This is a genomic window from Pseudomonas sp. NPDC087639, assembly GCF_044743385.1.
Lineage (GTDB): Bacteria > Pseudomonadota > Gammaproteobacteria > Pseudomonadales > Pseudomonadaceae > Aquipseudomonas.
The window spans coordinates 1-17,502 of record NZ_JBIUWI010000081.1 but is presented as its reverse complement, the minus strand read 5'-3'; the positions used below and the strand labels follow the sequence as shown (position 1 = coordinate 17,502).

Below are 17,502 nucleotides of genomic sequence, written 5' to 3'. Positions count from 1 at the left end.
AAAGAAAATTCAACCACACAAAAATACCCCAATCCAGAAACTAATACCCTAATCCAAGCTCTAAATAACGCGCCTCGAATTCGCTCGAAAAACGAACGTCTTCGCCCGCAAAATTCTCTTTGGAAACAGAGACTTTAGCGAGTTCGAGGTAATGGGCGGAAAGTTTGCTTGAGTAGGACATCCATGGCCTTTGATTTGGATAACGTCATGCGCCTATTGGAAGTACAGCGGCGCGGGACAGTATCGAAGAGCGGTGAAGCGGCTCATCCAATTGAGTTGTGCTCTTACAAGTGGGCGCATCGTAATCACTATGATGGCCACTAGCAAGCATCTGGTTAAACAACAAGACGAAGTGTTCTTTATTTGTTGTAGGAGGTTTCCCTATATTCAGTCAGGGAATCCCCGATACCTTCTTTATATCCACGCACGCGTGGAGACAACCTGAAAACCCCGATTTAGAGCGCTCGTTCCAATTCCCGCTCACCACGCGAAAAAACGCCTGAGTGGAACGGCGCAGAGCATGACAAGTTTTGAAAAATCTGGCTGTAGGATGATTCCGAAAGATTTCGGTATTGTTTCAACAAAACGCAGATGGACAACAGGCACTTAAAAAAGTGCCATCACTATGATGGCTTTATATATAGAGCATCCCGTCATTATTTAGGCGAGTCGATAGCTATCAAATGCAACAAATACCCAATGCGTATTAACACCTGGACAAAAACCGTATCTCCGGATAACTCAACATCCATAAAAAATGGGCACCCGACCGCAATCGGTATGCCCATTTTTTCATTGCGCTTCTCCCCGTTATTCAGGGAGTTCGCCGCAATTACGGATTAACGCTGTCTTTCAACGATTTGCCTGGCTTGAACGCAACGGTGTTGCTGGCCTTGATTTTCACCGGTTCACCGGTTTGCGGGTTTTTGCCGGTGCGGGCGCCGCGGTGGCGTTGCAGGAAGGTGCCGCAGCCCACCAGCGTGACGCTGTCCTTGCGGTGCAGAGCGCCGGTGATTTCTTCGAGAACGGCGTTGAGCACGAGGTTGGCCTGTTCTTTGGTCAGATCTGCTTTTTCAGCGATTGCAGCGGCGAGTTCTGGTTTACGCATTAGTGAAGCCCCTTTGACGGTTTTTTGTTGTTATGTCCGTGCTGTTCTCGTTGGAACAGCGCCCAAGGCGCCGCAGGCTCTACTCTGCGGCAGACGGGAGTGAGGATGGCACGCGGATACCGGCGGCGCCAGTCTCCCCGCGACCTTTGTAGGGGCAAAAGCGGGGTGATTCCGACAGAACGACCGGTATTTACGCCAGCAGGGCAGGAAGCTGTTTGTTCAGGGCGAGTTTTTCCATGACGGCCGCGCCAGTCAGGGCATATCCGAGCAACTGACCATCGGTGCCATGACACAGCGCCTTGATGTCGGCGCCCTGCCCTTCGACTGTCCAGAGACCTTCGCTGCCCCGTGGCGGTGGCGAAACCACCAGCGGGCACACCGGGGTTTTCACAGTGATCGGCATCGGGCCGTAGCTCACCGCTGTCGGGTTCCCCGCCAACGTTTGGGCAAGCGCTCGCGCACAGCTCATCAGGGGCATCACGTACAGCAAATTCAGCCCGTCGACCTCGGCGCAATCGCCCAGGGCGTAGATGTTGGCGTGTGAGGTCTTCAAATGCCGGTCGACCACGACGCCGCGATTGACCTGCACGCCGGCAGCCGCCGCCAGATCGATGCGAGGGCGCAGGCCGATGGCCGAGACCACCACGTCGCAGGGAATGACCTGACCGTCGGACAAATGCGCTTCCAGGCCGTCGGCGACCTTGTGCAGACGGGTCAGCACCGGGCCGAGGTGGAATTTTGCGCCAAGGCTTTCCAGCCCGGACTGCACCGCTGCTGCGGCCGCTGGATGCAGCAACATCGGCATGACCTGCTCGCACGGCGCGACCAGTTGCACTTCGTAGCCACCGAGGATCAAGTCGTTGGCGAATTCACAACCAATGAGCCCGGCGCCGAGCAGCAGCACACGACGCTTGCCGGCCGCTGCGATGCGAAAGCGTGCGTAGTCTTCAAGATCGTTGATCGGGAACACCAGATCCGCGCCATCGCCTTCAATCGGCACACGCACGGTTTCCGCGCCCCAGGCGAGGATCAGGTCGCGGTAGTACACCGCTTCTTCGCCGATCCACAGGCGCTTGTGGCCGGCATCGATGCCGCTGATGCGCGTATGAGTGCGCACTTCGGCCTTCAACTGCTCGGCCATGGCGCCCGGTTCGGCCATGCTCAGGCCATCGGCGTCCTTGTTCTTGCCGAAACCGGTGGAAAGCATTGGCTTGGAGTAAGAGCGGCCGTCATCGGCGGTAATCAGCAGCAGCGGGGTTTCGCTATCGAGCTTGCGAAACTCCCGGGCCAGGTTATAGCCCGCAAGCCCGGTGCCGATGATTACGACAGGTGCGTTCATGCCTTACTCCTTGGGTTTGCTCAGTTGATTTCGATCATTTCGAAGTCCATCTTGCCGACGCCGCAGTCCGGGCACAGCCAGTCTTCCGGCACGTCCTGCCACAGGGTGCCCGGTGCGATGCCGTCATCCGGCCAGCCGTCGGCTTCGTTATAGATCAGGCCGCAGACGATGCATTGCCACTTTTTCATTCAGGTACTTCCTCAGGTTTCAGGCTTTTGTCGGCGCGAACGGTCGATGGGTGGTGCTCTGCCATCCGGCTCAGCGCGTTTTGTACTGATGGTGCCGGGCAGATGCAAGCCTGTTCGGCGCAACGGCTTCCCGGATCAATCAATCTCGCGGCCCGCCATGGTAAGCTCGCCGCCTCATTTGCGGCCAATAATGACTCATTGTGCAACATTCAAATGCCTGCCCGGCCCCGCTCTGGCTGACTCAAAGCCGACTGACGCCCCTCCCCGATTCGTCGACCCTCGACTGGTTGTTCGACGAAGGTTCCCTGACTCGCCGCCTGACTCGTCTGTCCAACGATGGCTTCAGCGTCACGCCACTGTTCGAAGGCTGGGACACTTTGCGCACGGACGAATGCTCCGCGCTGGATCTGGCCGAAGGCAGTGAAGGCTGGGTGCGTGAGGTGTATTTGCGTGGCCATGGCGAGGCCTGGGTGTTCGCCCGCAGCGTGGCCTCGCGCAGCGCCTTGCAGGGCGACGGTTTGCACATGGATGAGTTGGGTAGCCGCTCGCTGGGTGAACTGCTGTTTTGCGATCATGCCTTCCAGCGCCGCGCCATCGAAGTCTGTCGCTACCCCGAAGTCTGGCTGCCGCAAGCCTCTCGCGCCCCTGAGCTGTGGGGCCGTCGTTCACGTTTCGACCGAGGCGCACTGAGCGTACTGGTCGCCGAAATCTTCCTGCCGAGCCTGTGGCACGCCGCCCGCGCCCATCCGGAGAACTGCTGATGTACCAGAGCCTGCTCAAGTCCCTGAACCGCTTGAACCCGCGCGCCTGGGACTTCATTCAGTTGACCCGCATGGACAAGCCGATCGGCATTTACCTGTTGCTATGGCCGACCTTGTGGGCCTTGTGGATTGCTGGCAAAGGTTCGCCGTCGCTGGCCAACGTCGTGATTTTTGTCCTCGGCGTGGTGTTGACCCGCGCCGGTGGCTGCGTGATTAACGATTGGGCCGACCGCAAGGTCGACGGCCACGTCAAACGCACCGCGCAACGGCCGCTGGCCAGCGGCAAGATCAGCTCGAAAGAGGCGCTGGTGTTCTTCGCCATCCTGATGGGCGTGAGTTTCCTGCTGGTGCTGTGCACCAACGCGCCGACGATCTGGCTGTCGTTGGGCGGCCTGGCGCTGGCGTTCACCTATCCGTTCATGAAGCGCTACACCTATTACCCGCAAGTGGTGCTGGGCGCGGCGTTTTCCTGGGGCATGCCGATGGCGTTCACCGCCGAGACCGGCGAAGTGCCCGCCGCCGCGTGGTTGCTGTGGATCGCCAACCTGCTGTGGACGGTGGGTTACGACACCTATTACGCGATGACCGATCGGGATGACGATTTGAAGATCGGCGTGAAATCCACGGCGATTCTGTTTGGCGAGGCGGATCGGGTGATCATTTTGACCTTACAGGCGCTGTCGCTGGGCTGTCTGTTGCTGGCGGGGTCGAAGTTCGAACTGGGGATCTGGTTCCATCTCGGTCTGCTGGTGGCCGCCGGATGTTACGCGTGGGAGTTCTGGTACACCCGAAGCAAGGACCGGATGCGTTGCTTCCAGGCGTTTTTGCACAACCACTGGGCCGGGTTGGCGATTTTTGTGGGGATTGTGCTGGATTACGCGTTGCGCTAATCCGCAAAACCTGTGGGAGCGAATTTGCTCGCTCCCACAGGGAATCGCAGTTATTTCTGCGACATATGCACGACGTGCCACATGTCTTTCATCATGTCGCCTTTCTTTTCTCCAGGTTTTTCATCCTTCACGAACGTGTACAGCGGCTTGCCGTCGTAGGCGTACTGCATCATGCCGTCATCGCGCTTGATGACACTCCATTTGCCCTCAGCCGTGGCATCCGCCGGCGCCATCATCGGTGGCCAGTTTTTCGCGCATTCACCGGTGCACATCGACTTGCCGCCAGCGTCTTTGTCGAACGTATAAACGGTCATGCCTTTGTGATCGACCATCATGCCGTCTTTCATCATGGCCGGTTCTGCTGCCATCGCCAGTCCGGGCAGTGTCAGGGCGGCGGCAAGCAGCAAACCTTTGAAGCAAGCAGTCATCTGAGTCATGGAAACCTTCTTTTGCGGTTGTCAGGATTCGGACTTAAAGCTTAGTTCAGGATCCCTCCCACCGCCGGGCGACTAAAATACTGTCACACGACTGCAATAATTCCGTTATCTAATGCGGCGCAAGACAGTTAAATGACAAGAGGATTAAGGCATGGTTGGCAGGAGCATTCTGATCGTCGACGACGAAGCGCCCATTCGCGAAATGATCGCCGTTGCGTTGGAGATGGCCGGCTATGACTGCCTCGAGGCGGAGAACTCGCAGCAGGCGCACGCCATCATCGTCGACCGCAAACCGGACCTGATCCTGCTCGACTGGATGCTGCCCGGCACCTCCGGCATCGAGCTGGCCCGCCGCTTGAAGCGTGATGAGCTGACCGGAGACATCCCGATCATCATGCTCACCGCCAAGGGCGAAGAGGACAACAAGATCCAGGGCCTGGAAGTCGGCGCCGACGACTACATCACCAAACCGTTTTCCCCGCGTGAACTGGTTGCACGCCTCAAAGCCGTGCTGCGCCGCGCCGGTCCGACCGATGGCGAAGCGCCGATCGAAGTCGGTGGCCTGCTGCTCGACCCGATCAGCCACCGCGTGACCATCGACGGCAAGCCTGCCGAAATGGGCCCGACCGAATACCGTCTGCTGCAATTCTTCATGACCCACCAGGAACGCGCCTACACCCGTGGCCAGTTGCTGGATCAGGTCTGGGGTGGCAACGTCTACGTTGAAGAGCGCACCGTCGACGTGCACATCCGACGCCTGCGCAAGGCTCTCGGCGACGCCTACGAAAATCTGGTACAAACCGTGCGCGGCACTGGCTACCGGTTTTCCACCAAGGCCTGACCCGACCGCCAGACTCGCTGACAAGGACTGTAATTTCCGTGAATCAAAACTGGCATGGCACCCTGATTCGCCACATGCTGCTGCTGGTCACCGCCTGTCTGGTGATCGGCCTGATCACCGGCTATTACGGCTGGAGCCTCGCGGCGGGCCTGGGTATTTACCTGGCCTGGACGCTCAAGCAATTGCTGCGTTTGCACGAATGGCTGCGCCTACACCAACCCGATGAAGCTCCGCCCGATGGCTATGGCCTGTGGGGCGAAGTGTTCGACAGCATCTATCACCTGCAACGCCGCGACCAACGGGTGCGCGGACGCCTGCAAGCAGTGATCGACCGGGTGCAGGAATCCACCGCCGCGCTGAAAGACGCGGTGATCATGCTCGACAGCGACGGCAATCTGGAATGGTGGAACCGCGCCGCCGAAACCCTGCTCGGCCTCAAGACCCCGCAAGACAGCGGCCAACCGGTGACCAACCTGGTACGGCATCCGCGCTTCAAGGAATACTTCGAACAGGACAGCTACGCCGAGCCGCTGGAAATCCCCTCGCCAACCAACGATCGCGTGCGTATTCAGCTGTACCTGACCCGCTACGGCAACAATGAACACTTGATGCTGGTGCGCGACGTCACGCGTATTCATCAGTTGGAACAGATGCGCAAAGACTTCATCGCCAACGTCTCCCACGAACTGCGCACGCCGCTGACGGTGATCTGCGGCTATCTGGAAACCCTGCTCGACAACGTTGAGGAAGTGAACCCGCGCTGGAGCCGCGCCTTGCAGCAGATGCAGCAACAGGGCGGACGCATGCAGACGCTGCTCAATGACTTGCTGCTGCTGGCTAAGCTGGAAGCCACCGATTATCCGTCCGACAACCAACCGATACAGATCGACACGCTGTTGCAATCGATCACGAGCGACGCGCAGCAATTGTCCGGGTCGAAAAACCAACGCATCACTCTTGAAGCCGACGCCAGCCTGTTGCTCAAGGGCAGCGAGGCGGAACTGCGCAGTGCGTTCTCCAATCTGGTGTTCAACGCGGTGAAGTACACCCCGGCCGAGGGCAATATCCGCATTCGCTGGTGGGGTGACGCACATGGCGCGCACCTGAGCGTGCAGGACTCGGGAATCGGCATCGACAGCAAACACCTGCCGCGCCTGACCGAGCGCTTCTACCGCGTCGACTCTAGCCGCAACTCCAACACCGGAGGCACCGGCCTAGGCCTGGCCATCGTCAAACACGTCTTGTTGCGCCACCGTGCACGCATGGAAATCAGCAGCGTGCCCGGTCATGGCAGCACGTTCACCTGCCATTTCGCCCCGGCTCAGGTGGCTCAGGCACGGGCGATCAGCGCAGCCGAGTGATACCGGCCGGCACGCGCCACTAGGCAATCGCCCAGTCAGCCGCTACATTGGCGGACTTGCGCCTGCCTTTCAGGCGCGACTTCTTCTCTCTTACGAATCACACGGAACCCGCAAAACTCCATCATGGACCCTTCCCCTGGCTTGTCCCTCGCTACAATTTTCGCCGATTTCGGCATGATCCTTTTTGCTCTGATCCTGGTTTTGCTCAACGGCTTTTTCGTTGCGGCGGAATTCGCCATGGTCAAACTGCGCTCGACCCGGGTCGAGGCCATCGCTGAACAGAACGGCTGGCGCGGACACATCCTGCGCACCGTCCACAGTCAGCTCGATGCGTACCTCTCGGCGTGCCAGCTCGGCATCACCCTCGCCTCTCTTGGTCTGGGCTGGGTTGGTGAACCGGCGTTTGCGCACATTCTCGAGCCATTGCTTGAAAGCGTTGGCGTGCAGTCGCCCGAAGTGATCAAAGGCGTGTCGTTCTTCGCTGCGTTCTTCGTGATTTCGTACCTGCACATCGTCGTCGGCGAGCTGGCACCGAAGTCATGGGCGATCCGCAAACCCGAGTTGCTGTCGCTGTGGACAGCGGTGCCGCTGTATCTGTTCTATTGGGCGATGTACCCGGCGATTTACCTGCTCAACGCCAGCGCCAACGCCATTTTGCGTATCGCAGGCCAAGGTGAACCCGGCCCGCACCACGAACACCATTACAGCCGCGAAGAACTGAAACTGATCCTGCACTCCAGCCGTGGCCAGGACCCGAGCGACCAAGGCATGCGCGTATTGGCCTCGGCGGTGGAAATGGGTGAACTGGAAGTGGTCGACTGGGCCAACTCCCGGGAAGACCTGATCACTCTGGAATTCAACGCCCCGCTGAAAGAAATCCTGGCGATGTTCCGTCGCCACAAGTTCAGCCGTTATCCGGTGTACGACAGCGAACGTCAGGAGTTCGTCGGCCTGCTGCACATCAAGGATCTGCTGCTGGAACTGGCAGCGCTGGATCACATTCCCGAGTCGTTCAACCTGGCTGAACTGACCCGGCCGCTGGAGCGCGTGTCGCGGCACATGCCGCTGTCGCAGTTGCTGGAGCAGTTCCGCAAGGGCGGTTCGCACTTCGCCGTGGTCGAGGAGGCTGACGGCAACATCATCGGCTACCTGACCATGGAAGACGTGCTGGAAGTGCTGGTCGGCGACATTCAGGACGAACACCGCAAGGCTGAACGCGGGATCCTCGCCTATCAACCGGGCAAGCTACTGGTGCGTGGCGACACGCCGTTGTTCAAGGTTGAACGCCTGCTGGGTATCGACCTTGACCACATCGAAGCCGAAACCCTCGCCGGGCTGGTCTACGAAACCCTGAAACGGGTGCCGGAAGAGGAAGAAGTGCTGGAAGTCGAAGGCCTGCGGATCATCATCAAGAAGATGAAAGGGCCGAAGATTGTGCTGGCCAAGGTGTTGATGCTGGATTGATGGGTGTTTTGGAGGACGCTTCTGTGGTGAGGGGATTTATCCCCGATGGGTCGCGGAGCGGCCCTGTAATCTGCAAAGCGTAACTCCTGACTCAATGCCTTCAATGATTTTGGGACGGCTGCGCCGTCCATCGGGGATAAATCCCCTCACCACAAAAGCCCCTCCACAGCGGCCCCCTAACGGTTCTACTGCTTGCCCAACGCAAAGTTGGGCAACGCCCCCAGCGGCTGGTTGAACTGATACGGGATCGACACCAACCCCAACCCGGTATTGCGCTGCACCACAAAGTGCAGGTGCGGGCCGCTGCTGTTGCCGGTGTTGCCCGACAGCGCCAACGGGCTGCCCACCACCACCCGCTGCCCTTCGCGCACGCTTACAGACCCTTGCTTGAGATGCAGGTACACGCCCATCGTGCCGTCATCGTGCAGCACCCGCACGAAGTTGCCGGAGGGGTCGGTACCGCGTCCGCTCTGCGAATTCTCGGTTTTCACTACCACCCCTGCCCGCGCGGCAATGATCGGCGTGCCGACCGGCATGGCGATGTCCATCGCATATTTGTTCTTCGGCCCGTAATGGCTGTATTGGCCCTCGGCGCCCTGACTCAAGCGGAACGGTCCGCCACGCCATGGCAGTGGATAGCGATAGCCCTGAGCCGTTCCGGCAGGGTCACCCAGGGCGTAATGAAACTGAGGCGTATACACCAGCGGTTTGCCGCCGGTAATCGCCTTCAGCAACGCTAACCGCGTATTGCTGCGTGCCGGCAACACCCGGCGGATGGTTTGAGCCGGTGCGCCACGTACATTGCTCATCTCGGTAAACGCCAGTGCCACCTCAACCGGCGCATACAGATCGTTGCGCACGAACACCACGTCGACGCCCTTCTGCTTTTTGATGTCGAGATAGACCTGCCGCTCGAGGCGTTCGACCATCCGATCCTGAAAGACGAACACCTGCGAGCCTTTGCTCGGACGGTCGCTGTACGAGACCACGCCGTTGGCATCGGTGGATTTGTAAATGGTCATGGCCACAGTCGAGGTGGAGGCCATGAAAAGACCACAGAAAAACAGCAGGCGCGCGAGCATGGGCAAGAGTCTGTCGAAGTAAGGCCTGGGAAAGAGCCTAGCAGGTGAAGCAGACCAGGCTAGTCGACAGATGTTTCAAATGATCGTCCCCACGCTCTGCGTGGGAACGATCAGCGTAAAGCTTTGATCAAGCGCCGGGAACGAAGTGCTTCTGCGCCGTGCCGCGGGCGATCAGGCGGGAGATGTAGTCGAGCTTCTGTGCGTCCTGGTCGACGAAACGAAAGGTCAGTTGCAGCCAGTCGCTGTCGGCTTTCTGCTCAAAGGCGACGATGGCGTGCAGATAACCGTTGAGGCGGGCGATTTCGGCGTTGTCGCCCTGCTCCAGGTCGAGCACGGCGCTGTCGAGGATCTGCGGCAGGGTGTCGGTGCGCTTCACCACCAACAGCGCTTCCTTGATGCTCAGGGCCTTGATCACACACTGCTGATTGCCGCTTGGCAGGCGCAACTGGCCTTGACCACGACCACCTGCAGGCGCTGCCGAGGCAGCTGACGCTTTGACTGGCGGGCTGTTGAGCAAGCCACGAGACGGCGCAGCGGCTGGTGTCGGCGCGACAACAGCCGGCTTGGCGAACGGGTTGACCGCAGCGGCCGCCGGCGCACCACCGACCACGGCAGGCTTGCCGCCGGTCAGCGCGCTCAGGGAGTCATTGCCGAATGCCGAGTTCATCTTGGTCGGCGCGCTGTTCATCAAGGTGTCGAGCTTGCCGACCTTGTTCAGCGCCTGCTTGACCTTGGTCAGCAGTTGCTCGTTGGTGAACGGCTTGCTGACGTAGCCGGAAACGCCGGCCTGAATCGCCTGCACCACGTTTTCCTTATCGCCACGGCTGGTGACCATCACGAATGGCATGGTCTTGAGATTGTCTTGCTCGCGGCACCAGGTCAGCAGTTCGAGGCCGGACATTTCCGGCATTTCCCAGTCGCACAGAACCAGGTCGAACGCTTCCTTGGCCAGCATGGCCTGAGCCTTTTTACCGTTGACGGCGTCCTCGGTGCGGATCCCCGGGAAGTAATTACGCAGGCACTTTTTCACCAGGTCACGAATGAACGAAGCATCGTCCACGACCAACACACTGATCTTGCTCATCCAACACCCCTATAAAAATCCCGGCAAGCATACCGCTTTGCTGATGGCACATTGCCAACAATCTTCAGTCACGCCGGGACTTTTCGTTCGCGGGTGCTGCTTTTTAATTCGAAAGCCCCTAACAAAAACGCCCGGCCAAAGGGCCGGGCGCTTTTCTCAGGCAATCTTACTTATCGTCAGCATCGCCCGGAACATTAGCGGTTTCGCCGCTTGTGCCTTCAACTTCTTCCTTCATGCGCTTGAGACCCATGTGGCGAACGTCAGTGCCGCGCACCAGATAGATCACCAGTTCCGAGATATTGCGCGCGTGGTCGCCGATGCGCTCCAGCGAACGCAGCACCCAGATAATGCTCAAGACCCGCGAGATAGAGCGCGGGTCTTCCATCATGTAGGTGGCCAGCTCACGCAGGGCGGTCTTGTATTCGCGGTCGATGATCTTGTCGTACTGCGCCACCGACAAGGCCAGATCGGCGTCGAAGCGGGCAAACGCGTCCAGCGCATCGCGAACCATGTTGCGCACCTGGTCGCCGATGTGGCGAACCTCGACGTAACCGCGCGGCGCTTCGCCTTCTTCACACAACTGAATGGCACGACGGGCGATCTTGGTCGCTTCGTCGCCGATGCGCTCAAGGTCGATCACCGACTTGGAGATGCTGATGATCAGCCGCAGGTCAGACGCCGCCGGCTGACGACGGGCCAGAATGCGCAGGCATTCTTCGTCGATGTTGCGTTCCATCTGATTGATCTGGTCGTCGATCTCGCGCACCTGCTGAGCCAGACCGGAGTCGGCTTCGATCAGAGCGGTCACCGCGTCGTTGACCTGCTTCTCCACCAGCCCGCCCATGGCCAGGAGGTGGCTGCGCACTTCCTCAAGCTCGGCGTTGAACTGCGCGGAGATGTGATGGGTAAGGCCTTCTTTACTAATCATGTTGGCGTCCTTGGAGCGTCCGGTAAGGTGCGGTGGGCCGCAGCATCAAATTCTGTGAATAACCCGCAACTGTTAGCCGTAGCGACCAGTGATGTAGTCTTCGGTCTGCTTCTTCGCCGGATTGGTGAACAGGGTATCGGTGTCGCCGAATTCCACCAGTTTGCCCATATACATGAACGCCGTGTAGTCGGACACCCGCGCCGCCTGCTGCATGTTGTGGGTCACGATAACGATGGTGAACTTGGATTTCAGCTCGTAGATCAGCTCTTCAACCTTAAGGGTCGAGATCGGGTCGAGGGCCGAGCACGGTTCGTCGAGCAGCAGCACTTCCGGCTCAACCGCGATGGTGCGGGCGATCACCAGACGCTGCTGCTGACCACCGGACAGACCGAGTGCGGACTCGTGCAGACGGTCTTTGACTTCGTCCCACAGTGCCGCGCCTTTCAACGCCCACTCAACGGCTTCGTCGAGGATGCGCTTCTTGTTGATGCCCTGAATGCGCAGACCGTAAACCACGTTTTCGTAGATGGTTTTCGGGAACGGGTTGGGCTTCTGGAACACCATGCCGACGCGACGACGCAGTTCAGCAACGTCTTCGCCTTTGCGATAGATGTTGTTGCCGTACAGGTTGATCGCGCCTTCGACGCGGCAGCCGTCAACCAGATCGTTCATACGGTTGAAGGTACGCAGCAGTGTGGACTTGCCGCAGCCGGACGGGCCGATGAAGGCAGTCACGCGCTGTTTCGGGATGTTCAGGCTGACGTCGTACAGCGCTTGTTTATCGCCGTAAAACAGGTTCAGGCCCGGGACTTCAATGGCCACGGTTTCCTGTTCAAGATTCAGGCTCTGCTTGTCGCGGCCCAAGGCAGACATGTTGATGCCGTGGCTATGTGTTTCGTGCTGCATGGGAGGCTCCCTGTGCTAACAAATTCGGTTCGGTTTTTTGTAGGAGTGAGCCTGCTCGCGATTCAGGCGCTGCGGTTTGTCTATGAAACCGCGGTGTTGCCATCGCGAGCAGGCTCACTCCTACATAAGAAATCAGCTATCCAGCGCTTTGTACTTCTCGCGCAGATGGTTACGGATATAAACGGCCGACAGGTTCAGTGTCGCAATCACCAGCACCAGCAACAGCGCCGTGGCGTACACCAGCGGGCGTGCGGCTTCGACGTTCGGGCTCTGGAACCCGACGTCATAAATGTGGAAGCCCAAGTGCATGATCTTCTGGTCCAGGTGCAGGTACGGATAGTTGCCATCCACCGGCAGCGACGGCGCCAGTTTCACCACACCTACCAGCATCAGCGGCGCCACTTCACCGGCGGCACGGGCCACGGCGAGGATCATGCCGGTCATCATGGCCGGGCTGGCCATCGGGATCACAATCTTCCACAAGGTTTCAGCCTTGGTCGCGCCGAGGGCCAACGAGCCTTCACGCACGGTGCGAGGAATCCGCGCCAAGCCTTCTTCGGTGGCCACGATCACCACGGGCACCGCCAGCAACGCCAGGGTCAACGAAGCCCAGAGCAGGCCCGGCGTACCGAAGGTCGGTGCCGGCAGTGCTTCGGGGAAGAACAAGCGGTCGACCGAACCACCCAACACGTACACAAAGAAGCCCAGACCGAACACGCCGTAAACGATCGCCGGAACGCCCGCCAGGTTGTTCACCGCGATACGGATGATCCGCGTCAGGGTGTTCTGCTTGGCGTATTCACGCAGGTACACCGCCGCCAGTACGCCGAACGGGGTAACGATCATCGCCATGATCAGGGTCATCATCACAGTGCCGAAAATCGCCGGGAAGATCCCGCCTTCGGTGTTGGCTTCACGCGGATCGTCGGAGAGGAATTCCCAGATCTTGCTGAAGTAGAAACCGACCTTGGTGAAGGTGCTCATGTCGTTCGGCTGGTAAGCGTGAACCACTTTGCCCAGACCGATTTCGATCTCTTTACCGTTGGCATCGCGAGCCGTCAGCGCATCGCGGTTGAACTGCGCATGCAGATCGGCCAGACGCGCTTCGATGTCCTGATAACGGGCGTTCAGTTCGGCGCGCTCGGATTCCATGTCCGCTTGCGCGGTGGCGTCGAGCTTGCCTTCCAGTTCCAGCTTGCGACCGTGCAGACGGATGCGTTCCAGCCCTGCGTTGATCGCGCCGATATCGACTTTTTCCATCGACTTGAGCTGCGCGGCGAGGCCGTTCACACGGTTGATCCGCGCTTGCAGCTCTGGCCATGCGGCTTCGCCTTCGGCGATGACCTTGCCGTCCTGTTTGACGTTGACCAGGTAGCCGTAGAAGTTGCCCCACTCGCGACGCTCCAGCGCCATCAGCTCTGGCGGCGTCTTCTGGTTGGTCAGCCACTCGCCGACGATCCAGGTGAAGTCGTTGCCGTTCAGGTCACGGTTGCCGACCTTGATCAGCTCGCGGGTCATGAATTCCGGGCCTTCGTCCGGCACTGGCAAACCAGCGCTTTTCAGGCGGGCACGGGGCACTTCTTCCTTCTGTACCACTTCGCCGATCACGAGGTGCTGGGCCTGGCCCGGTACGTCGTAGCTGGCGTGGATCAGATCCGCCGGCCAGAAGTGACCCAGACCGCGCACGGCAATCACCGCCAGCAGGCCAATGGTCATGATGACCGCGATGGACACCGCGCCACCGCTGATCCAGACGCCCGGGGCGCCGCTCTTGAACCATCCTTTCAGGGAGTTCTGTTTCACAGACTTCTACCTTTGCTTAAAGCGACGAGTATTTCTTGCGCAGACGCTGACGAATCAGTTCTGCCAGGGTGTTCATGACGAAGGTGAACATCAGCAGCACCAGCGCCGAGAGGAACAGCACGCGGTAGTGGCTGCCGCCGACTTCCGACTCCGGCATTTCCACCGCGACGTTAGCGGCCAGGGTGCGCAGGCCTTCGAACAGGTTCATTTCCATGACCGGGGTGTTACCGGTGGCCATCAGCACGATCATGGTTTCACCGACCGCACGGCCCATGCCGATCATCAGCGCCGAGAAGATGCCCGGGCTGGCGGTCAGGATCACCACACGCGTCATGGTCTGCCACGGTGTGGCACCGAGGGCCAGCGAACCGAGGGTCAGGCCACGCGGCACGCTGAACACGGCGTCTTCGGCAATCGAATAGATGTTCGGGATCACCGCAAAACCCATGGCCAGACCGACCACCAGAGCGTTGCGCTGGTCGTAGGTGATGCCCAGGTCGTGGGAGATCCACATGCGCATGTCGCCGCCGAAGAACCAGTTCTCCATGTACGGGCTCATGTACAGCGACAGCCAGCCCACAAACAGGATCACTGGAATCAGCAGCGCACTTTCCCAGCCATCCGGGACTCTCAGGCGGATCGACTCAGGCAGACGGCTGAAGGCGAAACCGGCGACCAGAATGCCGATCGGCAGCAGCATCAGCAGGCTGAAGATGCCCGGCAGATGCCCTTCGACATACGGCGCGAGGAACAGACCGGCGAAGAAACCGAGGATCACCGTCGGCATCGCTTCCATCAGTTCGATCACCGGTTTGACCTTGCGGCGCATGCCCGGGGCCATGAAGTACGCGGTGTAGATCGCGGCGGCAACGGCCAGAGGCGCGGCTAGCAGCATCGCGTAGAACGCGGCTTTCAGGGTGCCGAAGGTCAGTGGCGACAGGCTCAGCTTTGGTTCGAAGTCGGTGTTGGCCGCGGTCGATTGCCAGACGTATTTAGGCTCGTCGTAGTTTTCGTACCAGACCTTGCTCCACAGCGCGCTCCAGGAAACTTCCGGATGCGGGTTGTCGAGCAGCAACGGTTGCAGCTTGCCGCCAGACTCGACGATCACGCGGTTGGCACGCGGCGACAGACCGAACAGGCCCGGGCCCTCGACCACTTGGTCAACCAGCAAAGTACGGTGCGCGGTGCTGTGGAACACGCCGAGCTTACCGCTGGCATCCAGGGCAACGAAGCCTTTGCGACGCTCTTCGGCGCTGATTTCAACGATCGGCGTGGTGCCCATCTGGAAGGTGCGGATCTGCTTCAGACGCAGCTCACCATCGGTGTCGCGGGCCATGAACCATTGGGCCAGGCCGCCCTTGGAGTCACCGACGATCAGCGAGATACCGCCCACCAGCTGTGTGGTCGCAGTGACTTCGGTATCGGCGTTTTCCAGCAGTTTGTAGCGACCGTTGAGGCTCTTGTCGCGCAGGCTGAATACGTCCGCCTGGGCACGACCGTTGACCACGTACAACCATTGCTGACGCGGGTCGACGAAGATGTTTTTAACCGGCTCAGTCATTTGCGGCAGATCGATACGCTTCTGCTCGTTGGTGACTTCGCCGGTCATCATGTTTTCTTCGCTGGTCAGCGACAGCACATTGAGTTGCGAACCGGTCGAACCCACCAGCATCAGCGTCGTATCGGTGGCGTTGAGGCTGACATGCTCCAGCGCACCGCCCGCTTCGTTCAGCGCGATTGGCGCCTCGCCGTACGGGTATTCGATGGCCGGGGTGATGGTTTTCTTGCCGTCGGGGTAGCTGACCTTATAAGTGTGACGGAACACCAGCGCCTGACCGTTGGACAGACCCACGGCAACCAGCGGATGACCTGGCTGGTCTTCACCAATGGAGGTCACGGTTGCACCGGCGGGCAGCGGCAGATCGACGCGCTTCAGTTCAGCGCCACTGTCGATATCGAAGAACAATGCCTGGCCCTTGTCGGAAACGCGCATGGCCACCTGATTCTGCTCTTCGAGCGAAATCATCAGCGGCTTGCCGGCGTCCTGCATCCAGGCTGGAGTGATCGAGTCTTTCGCCTCCAGGTCAGCGCCCTGGAACAACGGCGCGACCACGTAGGCGAGGAAGAAGAAGATCAGGGTGATGGCTGCCAGCACCGCCAGACCGCCAACGAGGACGTACCAGCGAGTGAAGCGATCCTTGAGCGCGCGAATGCGGCGCTTGCGTTGCAGCTCAGGCGTATTGAAATCAATGCGCTTGGGAGGATTAGTAGTCATTTGGGAATTGGCCAGATCATTCATGCGCTCACCCTAGCGATCCTGTATGACAGAAAGATGACAGTGCAGTGACGCAGCAAATCCACCGCCAGCGGGGCTGGCAGAGGATCGAAAATTTGAGGTGTGTAAAAGGCCGGTCTGCGGGCAGATCCGGCCTTTCACTTGAGTCCGACGGGGTTCACCCCGGACTCAATTTGTTACTTCTTTACGACTGCAGCGCCTTCTTGCAAGCCCAGGTCAGCCAGTGCTTTGGCAGCGACTTTGGCTGGCAACGGGATGTAACCGTCCTTGACTACAACTTCCTGGCCCTGTTTGGACAGAACCAGTTTCACGAACTCGGCTTCCAGCGGGGCCAGAGGCTTGTTCGGGGCTTTGTTGACGTAAACGTAGAGGAAACGCGACAGCGGGTACTTGCCGTTCAGGGCGTTTTCTTCGGTGTCTTCGATGAAGTCAGTGCTGCCCTTCTTCGCCAGAGGCACGGTCTTCACGCTAGCGGTCTTGTAGCCGATGCCCGAGTAACCGATGCCGTTCAGCGAGGAGCTGATCGACTGCACGACCGAAGCCGAACCTGGTTGTTCGTTGACGTTTGGCTTGTAGTCACCTTTGCACAGGGCTTCTTCTTTGAAGTAGCCGTAAGTGCCGGATACCGAGTTACGGCCGAACAGTTGCACTGGCTTGTTGGCTAGGTCACCGGTTACACCCAGCTCACCCCAGGTTTTCACGTCGGCTTTGGCGCCGCACAGACGGGTGGACGAGAAGATCGCGTCAACCTGTTCCATGGTCAGGTGCTGGATCGGGTTGTCCTTGTGTACGAATACAGCCAGGGCGTCCACGGCAACCGGGATTGCGGTTGGCTTGTAGCCGTACTTCTGCTCGAAGGCCGCCAGTTCGGTGTCCTTCATCTTGCGGCTCATCGGGCCCAGGTTCGAGGTGCCTTCAGTCAGCGCAGGTGGCGCAGTGGCGGAGCCAGCGGCCTGAATCTGGCGGGTTACGTTCGGGTCTGCGTTCGTGTCGTTCTCGGCCCCCCGGGGCGTG

The 17,502-nt window shown here is 59.5% G+C and carries 16 protein-coding genes and 1 pseudogene; 5 read left to right on the top strand and 12 right to left on the bottom strand.

What is annotated here, in order from left to right; translation table 11 throughout:
• Positions 1-76 precede the first annotated feature (76 nt).
• The 4 genes and pseudogenes from ACIOVB_RS24200 to ACIOVB_RS24185 all read right to left on the bottom strand — a co-directional run.
• Positions 77-181: pseudogene (locus ACIOVB_RS24200) on the bottom strand (hypothetical protein); the annotation flags it as partial.
• Positions 182-832: 651 nt separating this feature from the next.
• Complete coding sequence (locus ACIOVB_RS24195) at positions 833-1,108, bottom strand: HU family DNA-binding protein (protein WP_401271899.1); 276 nt, start codon at positions 1,106-1,108, stop codon at positions 833-835.
• Positions 1,109-1,298: 190 nt separating this feature from the next.
• A complete protein-coding gene (locus tag ACIOVB_RS24190; RefSeq protein WP_401271898.1) occupies positions 1,299-2,447 on the bottom strand; it encodes an NAD(P)/FAD-dependent oxidoreductase in 1,149 nt (382 codons plus the stop codon).
• A gap of 20 nt (positions 2,448-2,467) precedes the next feature.
• Positions 2,468-2,635 (bottom strand): rubredoxin, encoded by a 168-nt coding sequence (locus ACIOVB_RS24185; protein ID WP_003437744.1) that lies wholly within the window; start codon positions 2,633-2,635, stop codon positions 2,468-2,470.
• A gap of 200 nt (positions 2,636-2,835) precedes the next feature.
• On the opposite strand from ACIOVB_RS24185, the gene ACIOVB_RS24180 reads away from it, so the two are divergent.
• Both ACIOVB_RS24180 and ubiA read left to right on the top strand, forming a co-directional pair.
• Entirely contained in the window at positions 2,836-3,396 is a 561-nt protein-coding gene (locus ACIOVB_RS24180) for a chorismate--pyruvate lyase family protein (RefSeq protein WP_401271897.1), read from the top strand.
• Positions 3,396-4,286, top strand: coding sequence for a 4-hydroxybenzoate octaprenyltransferase (ubiA, locus tag ACIOVB_RS24175; RefSeq protein WP_401271896.1), 891 nt, complete (start codon positions 3,396-3,398; stop codon positions 4,284-4,286). The genes ACIOVB_RS24180 and ubiA overlap by 1 nt, the downstream gene beginning before the upstream one ends.
• Positions 4,287-4,336: 50 nt before the next feature.
• Here the strand turns inward: ubiA and ACIOVB_RS24170 are convergent, their stop codons facing one another.
• Positions 4,337-4,723, bottom strand: a complete 387-nt coding sequence (locus tag ACIOVB_RS24170) for a hypothetical protein (protein WP_401271895.1) — start codon at positions 4,721-4,723, stop codon at positions 4,337-4,339.
• 151 nt (positions 4,724-4,874) lie between these two features.
• Between ACIOVB_RS24170 and phoB the strand changes: the two genes are divergently transcribed.
• The 3 genes from phoB (at position 4,875) to ACIOVB_RS24155 (ending at position 8,389) form a co-directional block, all read left to right on the top strand.
• Positions 4,875-5,564: a phosphate regulon transcriptional regulator PhoB gene (phoB, locus tag ACIOVB_RS24165; RefSeq protein WP_007896474.1), complete on the top strand. Its 690-nt coding sequence runs from the start codon at positions 4,875-4,877 to the stop codon at positions 5,562-5,564.
• Between the two features lie 74 nt (positions 5,565-5,638).
• A complete protein-coding gene (gene phoR / locus ACIOVB_RS24160) occupies positions 5,639-6,925 on the top strand; it encodes a phosphate regulon sensor histidine kinase PhoR (RefSeq protein ID WP_222944015.1) in 1,287 nt (428 codons plus the stop codon).
• 123 nt (positions 6,926-7,048) lie between these two features.
• Positions 7,049-8,389: a hemolysin family protein gene (locus ACIOVB_RS24155; RefSeq protein WP_116028549.1), complete on the top strand. Its 1,341-nt coding sequence runs from the start codon at positions 7,049-7,051 to the stop codon at positions 8,387-8,389.
• A gap of 185 nt (positions 8,390-8,574) precedes the next feature.
• Here the strand turns inward: ACIOVB_RS24155 and ACIOVB_RS24150 are convergent, their stop codons facing one another.
• From ACIOVB_RS24150 to ACIOVB_RS24120, 7 genes are all read right to left on the bottom strand, one after another.
• Positions 8,575-9,471, bottom strand: coding sequence for a M23 family metallopeptidase (locus ACIOVB_RS24150; protein ID WP_187677151.1), 897 nt, complete (start codon positions 9,469-9,471; stop codon positions 8,575-8,577).
• A gap of 127 nt (positions 9,472-9,598) precedes the next feature.
• Positions 9,599-10,555 (bottom strand): response regulator, encoded by a 957-nt coding sequence (locus tag ACIOVB_RS24145; RefSeq protein WP_401271894.1) that lies wholly within the window; start codon positions 10,553-10,555, stop codon positions 9,599-9,601.
• 166 nt (positions 10,556-10,721) lie between these two features.
• Positions 10,722-11,483, bottom strand: a complete 762-nt coding sequence (gene phoU, locus ACIOVB_RS24140) for a phosphate signaling complex protein PhoU (protein ID WP_007954334.1) — start codon at positions 11,481-11,483, stop codon at positions 10,722-10,724.
• 72 nt (positions 11,484-11,555) lie between these two features.
• Positions 11,556-12,389 carry a phosphate ABC transporter ATP-binding protein PstB gene (gene pstB / locus ACIOVB_RS24135; RefSeq protein ID WP_187677153.1) on the bottom strand — a complete coding sequence of 278 codons (834 nt, stop codon included), beginning with the start codon at positions 12,387-12,389 and terminating at the stop codon, positions 11,556-11,558.
• 132 nt (positions 12,390-12,521) lie between these two features.
• Positions 12,522-14,192, bottom strand: a complete 1,671-nt coding sequence (gene pstA, locus ACIOVB_RS24130; protein ID WP_401271893.1) for a phosphate ABC transporter permease PstA — start codon at positions 14,190-14,192, stop codon at positions 12,522-12,524.
• 16 nt (positions 14,193-14,208) lie between these two features.
• Entirely contained in the window at positions 14,209-16,242 is a 2,034-nt protein-coding gene (locus tag ACIOVB_RS24125; RefSeq protein ID WP_401271903.1) for an ABC transporter permease subunit, read from the bottom strand.
• A 422-nt stretch (positions 16,243-16,664) separates the two neighbouring features.
• A partial coding sequence (locus ACIOVB_RS24120) for a phosphate ABC transporter substrate-binding protein PstS family protein (RefSeq protein WP_401271892.1) occupies positions 16,665-17,502 on the bottom strand: 838 nt, incomplete at its 5' end.

What these genes read in the sequence shown, in the direction of transcription:
- pstB (WP_187677153.1), bottom strand. Translation starts at nt 12,389, where the DNA reads ATGCAGCACGAAACACATAGCCACGGCATCAACATGTCTGCCTTGGGC.
- phoB (WP_007896474.1), top strand. Translation starts at nt 4,875, where the DNA reads ATGGTTGGCAGGAGCATTCTGATCGTCGACGACGAAGCGCCCATTCGC.
- phoR (WP_222944015.1), top strand. Translation starts at nt 5,639, where the DNA reads ATGCTGCTGCTGGTCACCGCCTGTCTGGTGATCGGCCTGATCACCGGC.
- ACIOVB_RS24150 (WP_187677151.1), bottom strand. Translation starts at nt 9,471, where the DNA reads ATGCTCGCGCGCCTGCTGTTTTTCTGTGGTCTTTTCATGGCCTCCACC.
- ACIOVB_RS24195 (WP_401271899.1), bottom strand. Translation starts at nt 1,108, where the DNA reads ATGCGTAAACCAGAACTCGCCGCTGCAATCGCTGAAAAAGCAGATCTG.
- phoU (WP_007954334.1), bottom strand. Translation starts at nt 11,483, where the DNA reads ATGATTAGTAAAGAAGGCCTTACCCATCACATCTCCGCGCAGTTCAAC.
- ACIOVB_RS24185 (WP_003437744.1), bottom strand. Translation starts at nt 2,635, where the DNA reads ATGAAAAAGTGGCAATGCATCGTCTGCGGCCTGATCTATAACGAAGCC.
- ACIOVB_RS24170 (WP_401271895.1), bottom strand. Translation starts at nt 4,723, where the DNA reads ATGACTCAGATGACTGCTTGCTTCAAAGGTTTGCTGCTTGCCGCCGCC.
- ACIOVB_RS24125 (WP_401271903.1), bottom strand. Translation starts at nt 16,242, where the DNA reads ATGCAGGACGCCGGCAAGCCGCTGATGATTTCGCTCGAAGAGCAGAAT.
- ACIOVB_RS24190 (WP_401271898.1), bottom strand. Translation starts at nt 2,447, where the DNA reads ATGAACGCACCTGTCGTAATCATCGGCACCGGGCTTGCGGGCTATAAC.
- ubiA (WP_401271896.1), top strand. Translation starts at nt 3,396, where the DNA reads ATGTACCAGAGCCTGCTCAAGTCCCTGAACCGCTTGAACCCGCGCGCC.
- ACIOVB_RS24155 (WP_116028549.1), top strand. Translation starts at nt 7,049, where the DNA reads ATGGACCCTTCCCCTGGCTTGTCCCTCGCTACAATTTTCGCCGATTTC.
- ACIOVB_RS24145 (WP_401271894.1), bottom strand. Translation starts at nt 10,555, where the DNA reads ATGAGCAAGATCAGTGTGTTGGTCGTGGACGATGCTTCGTTCATTCGT.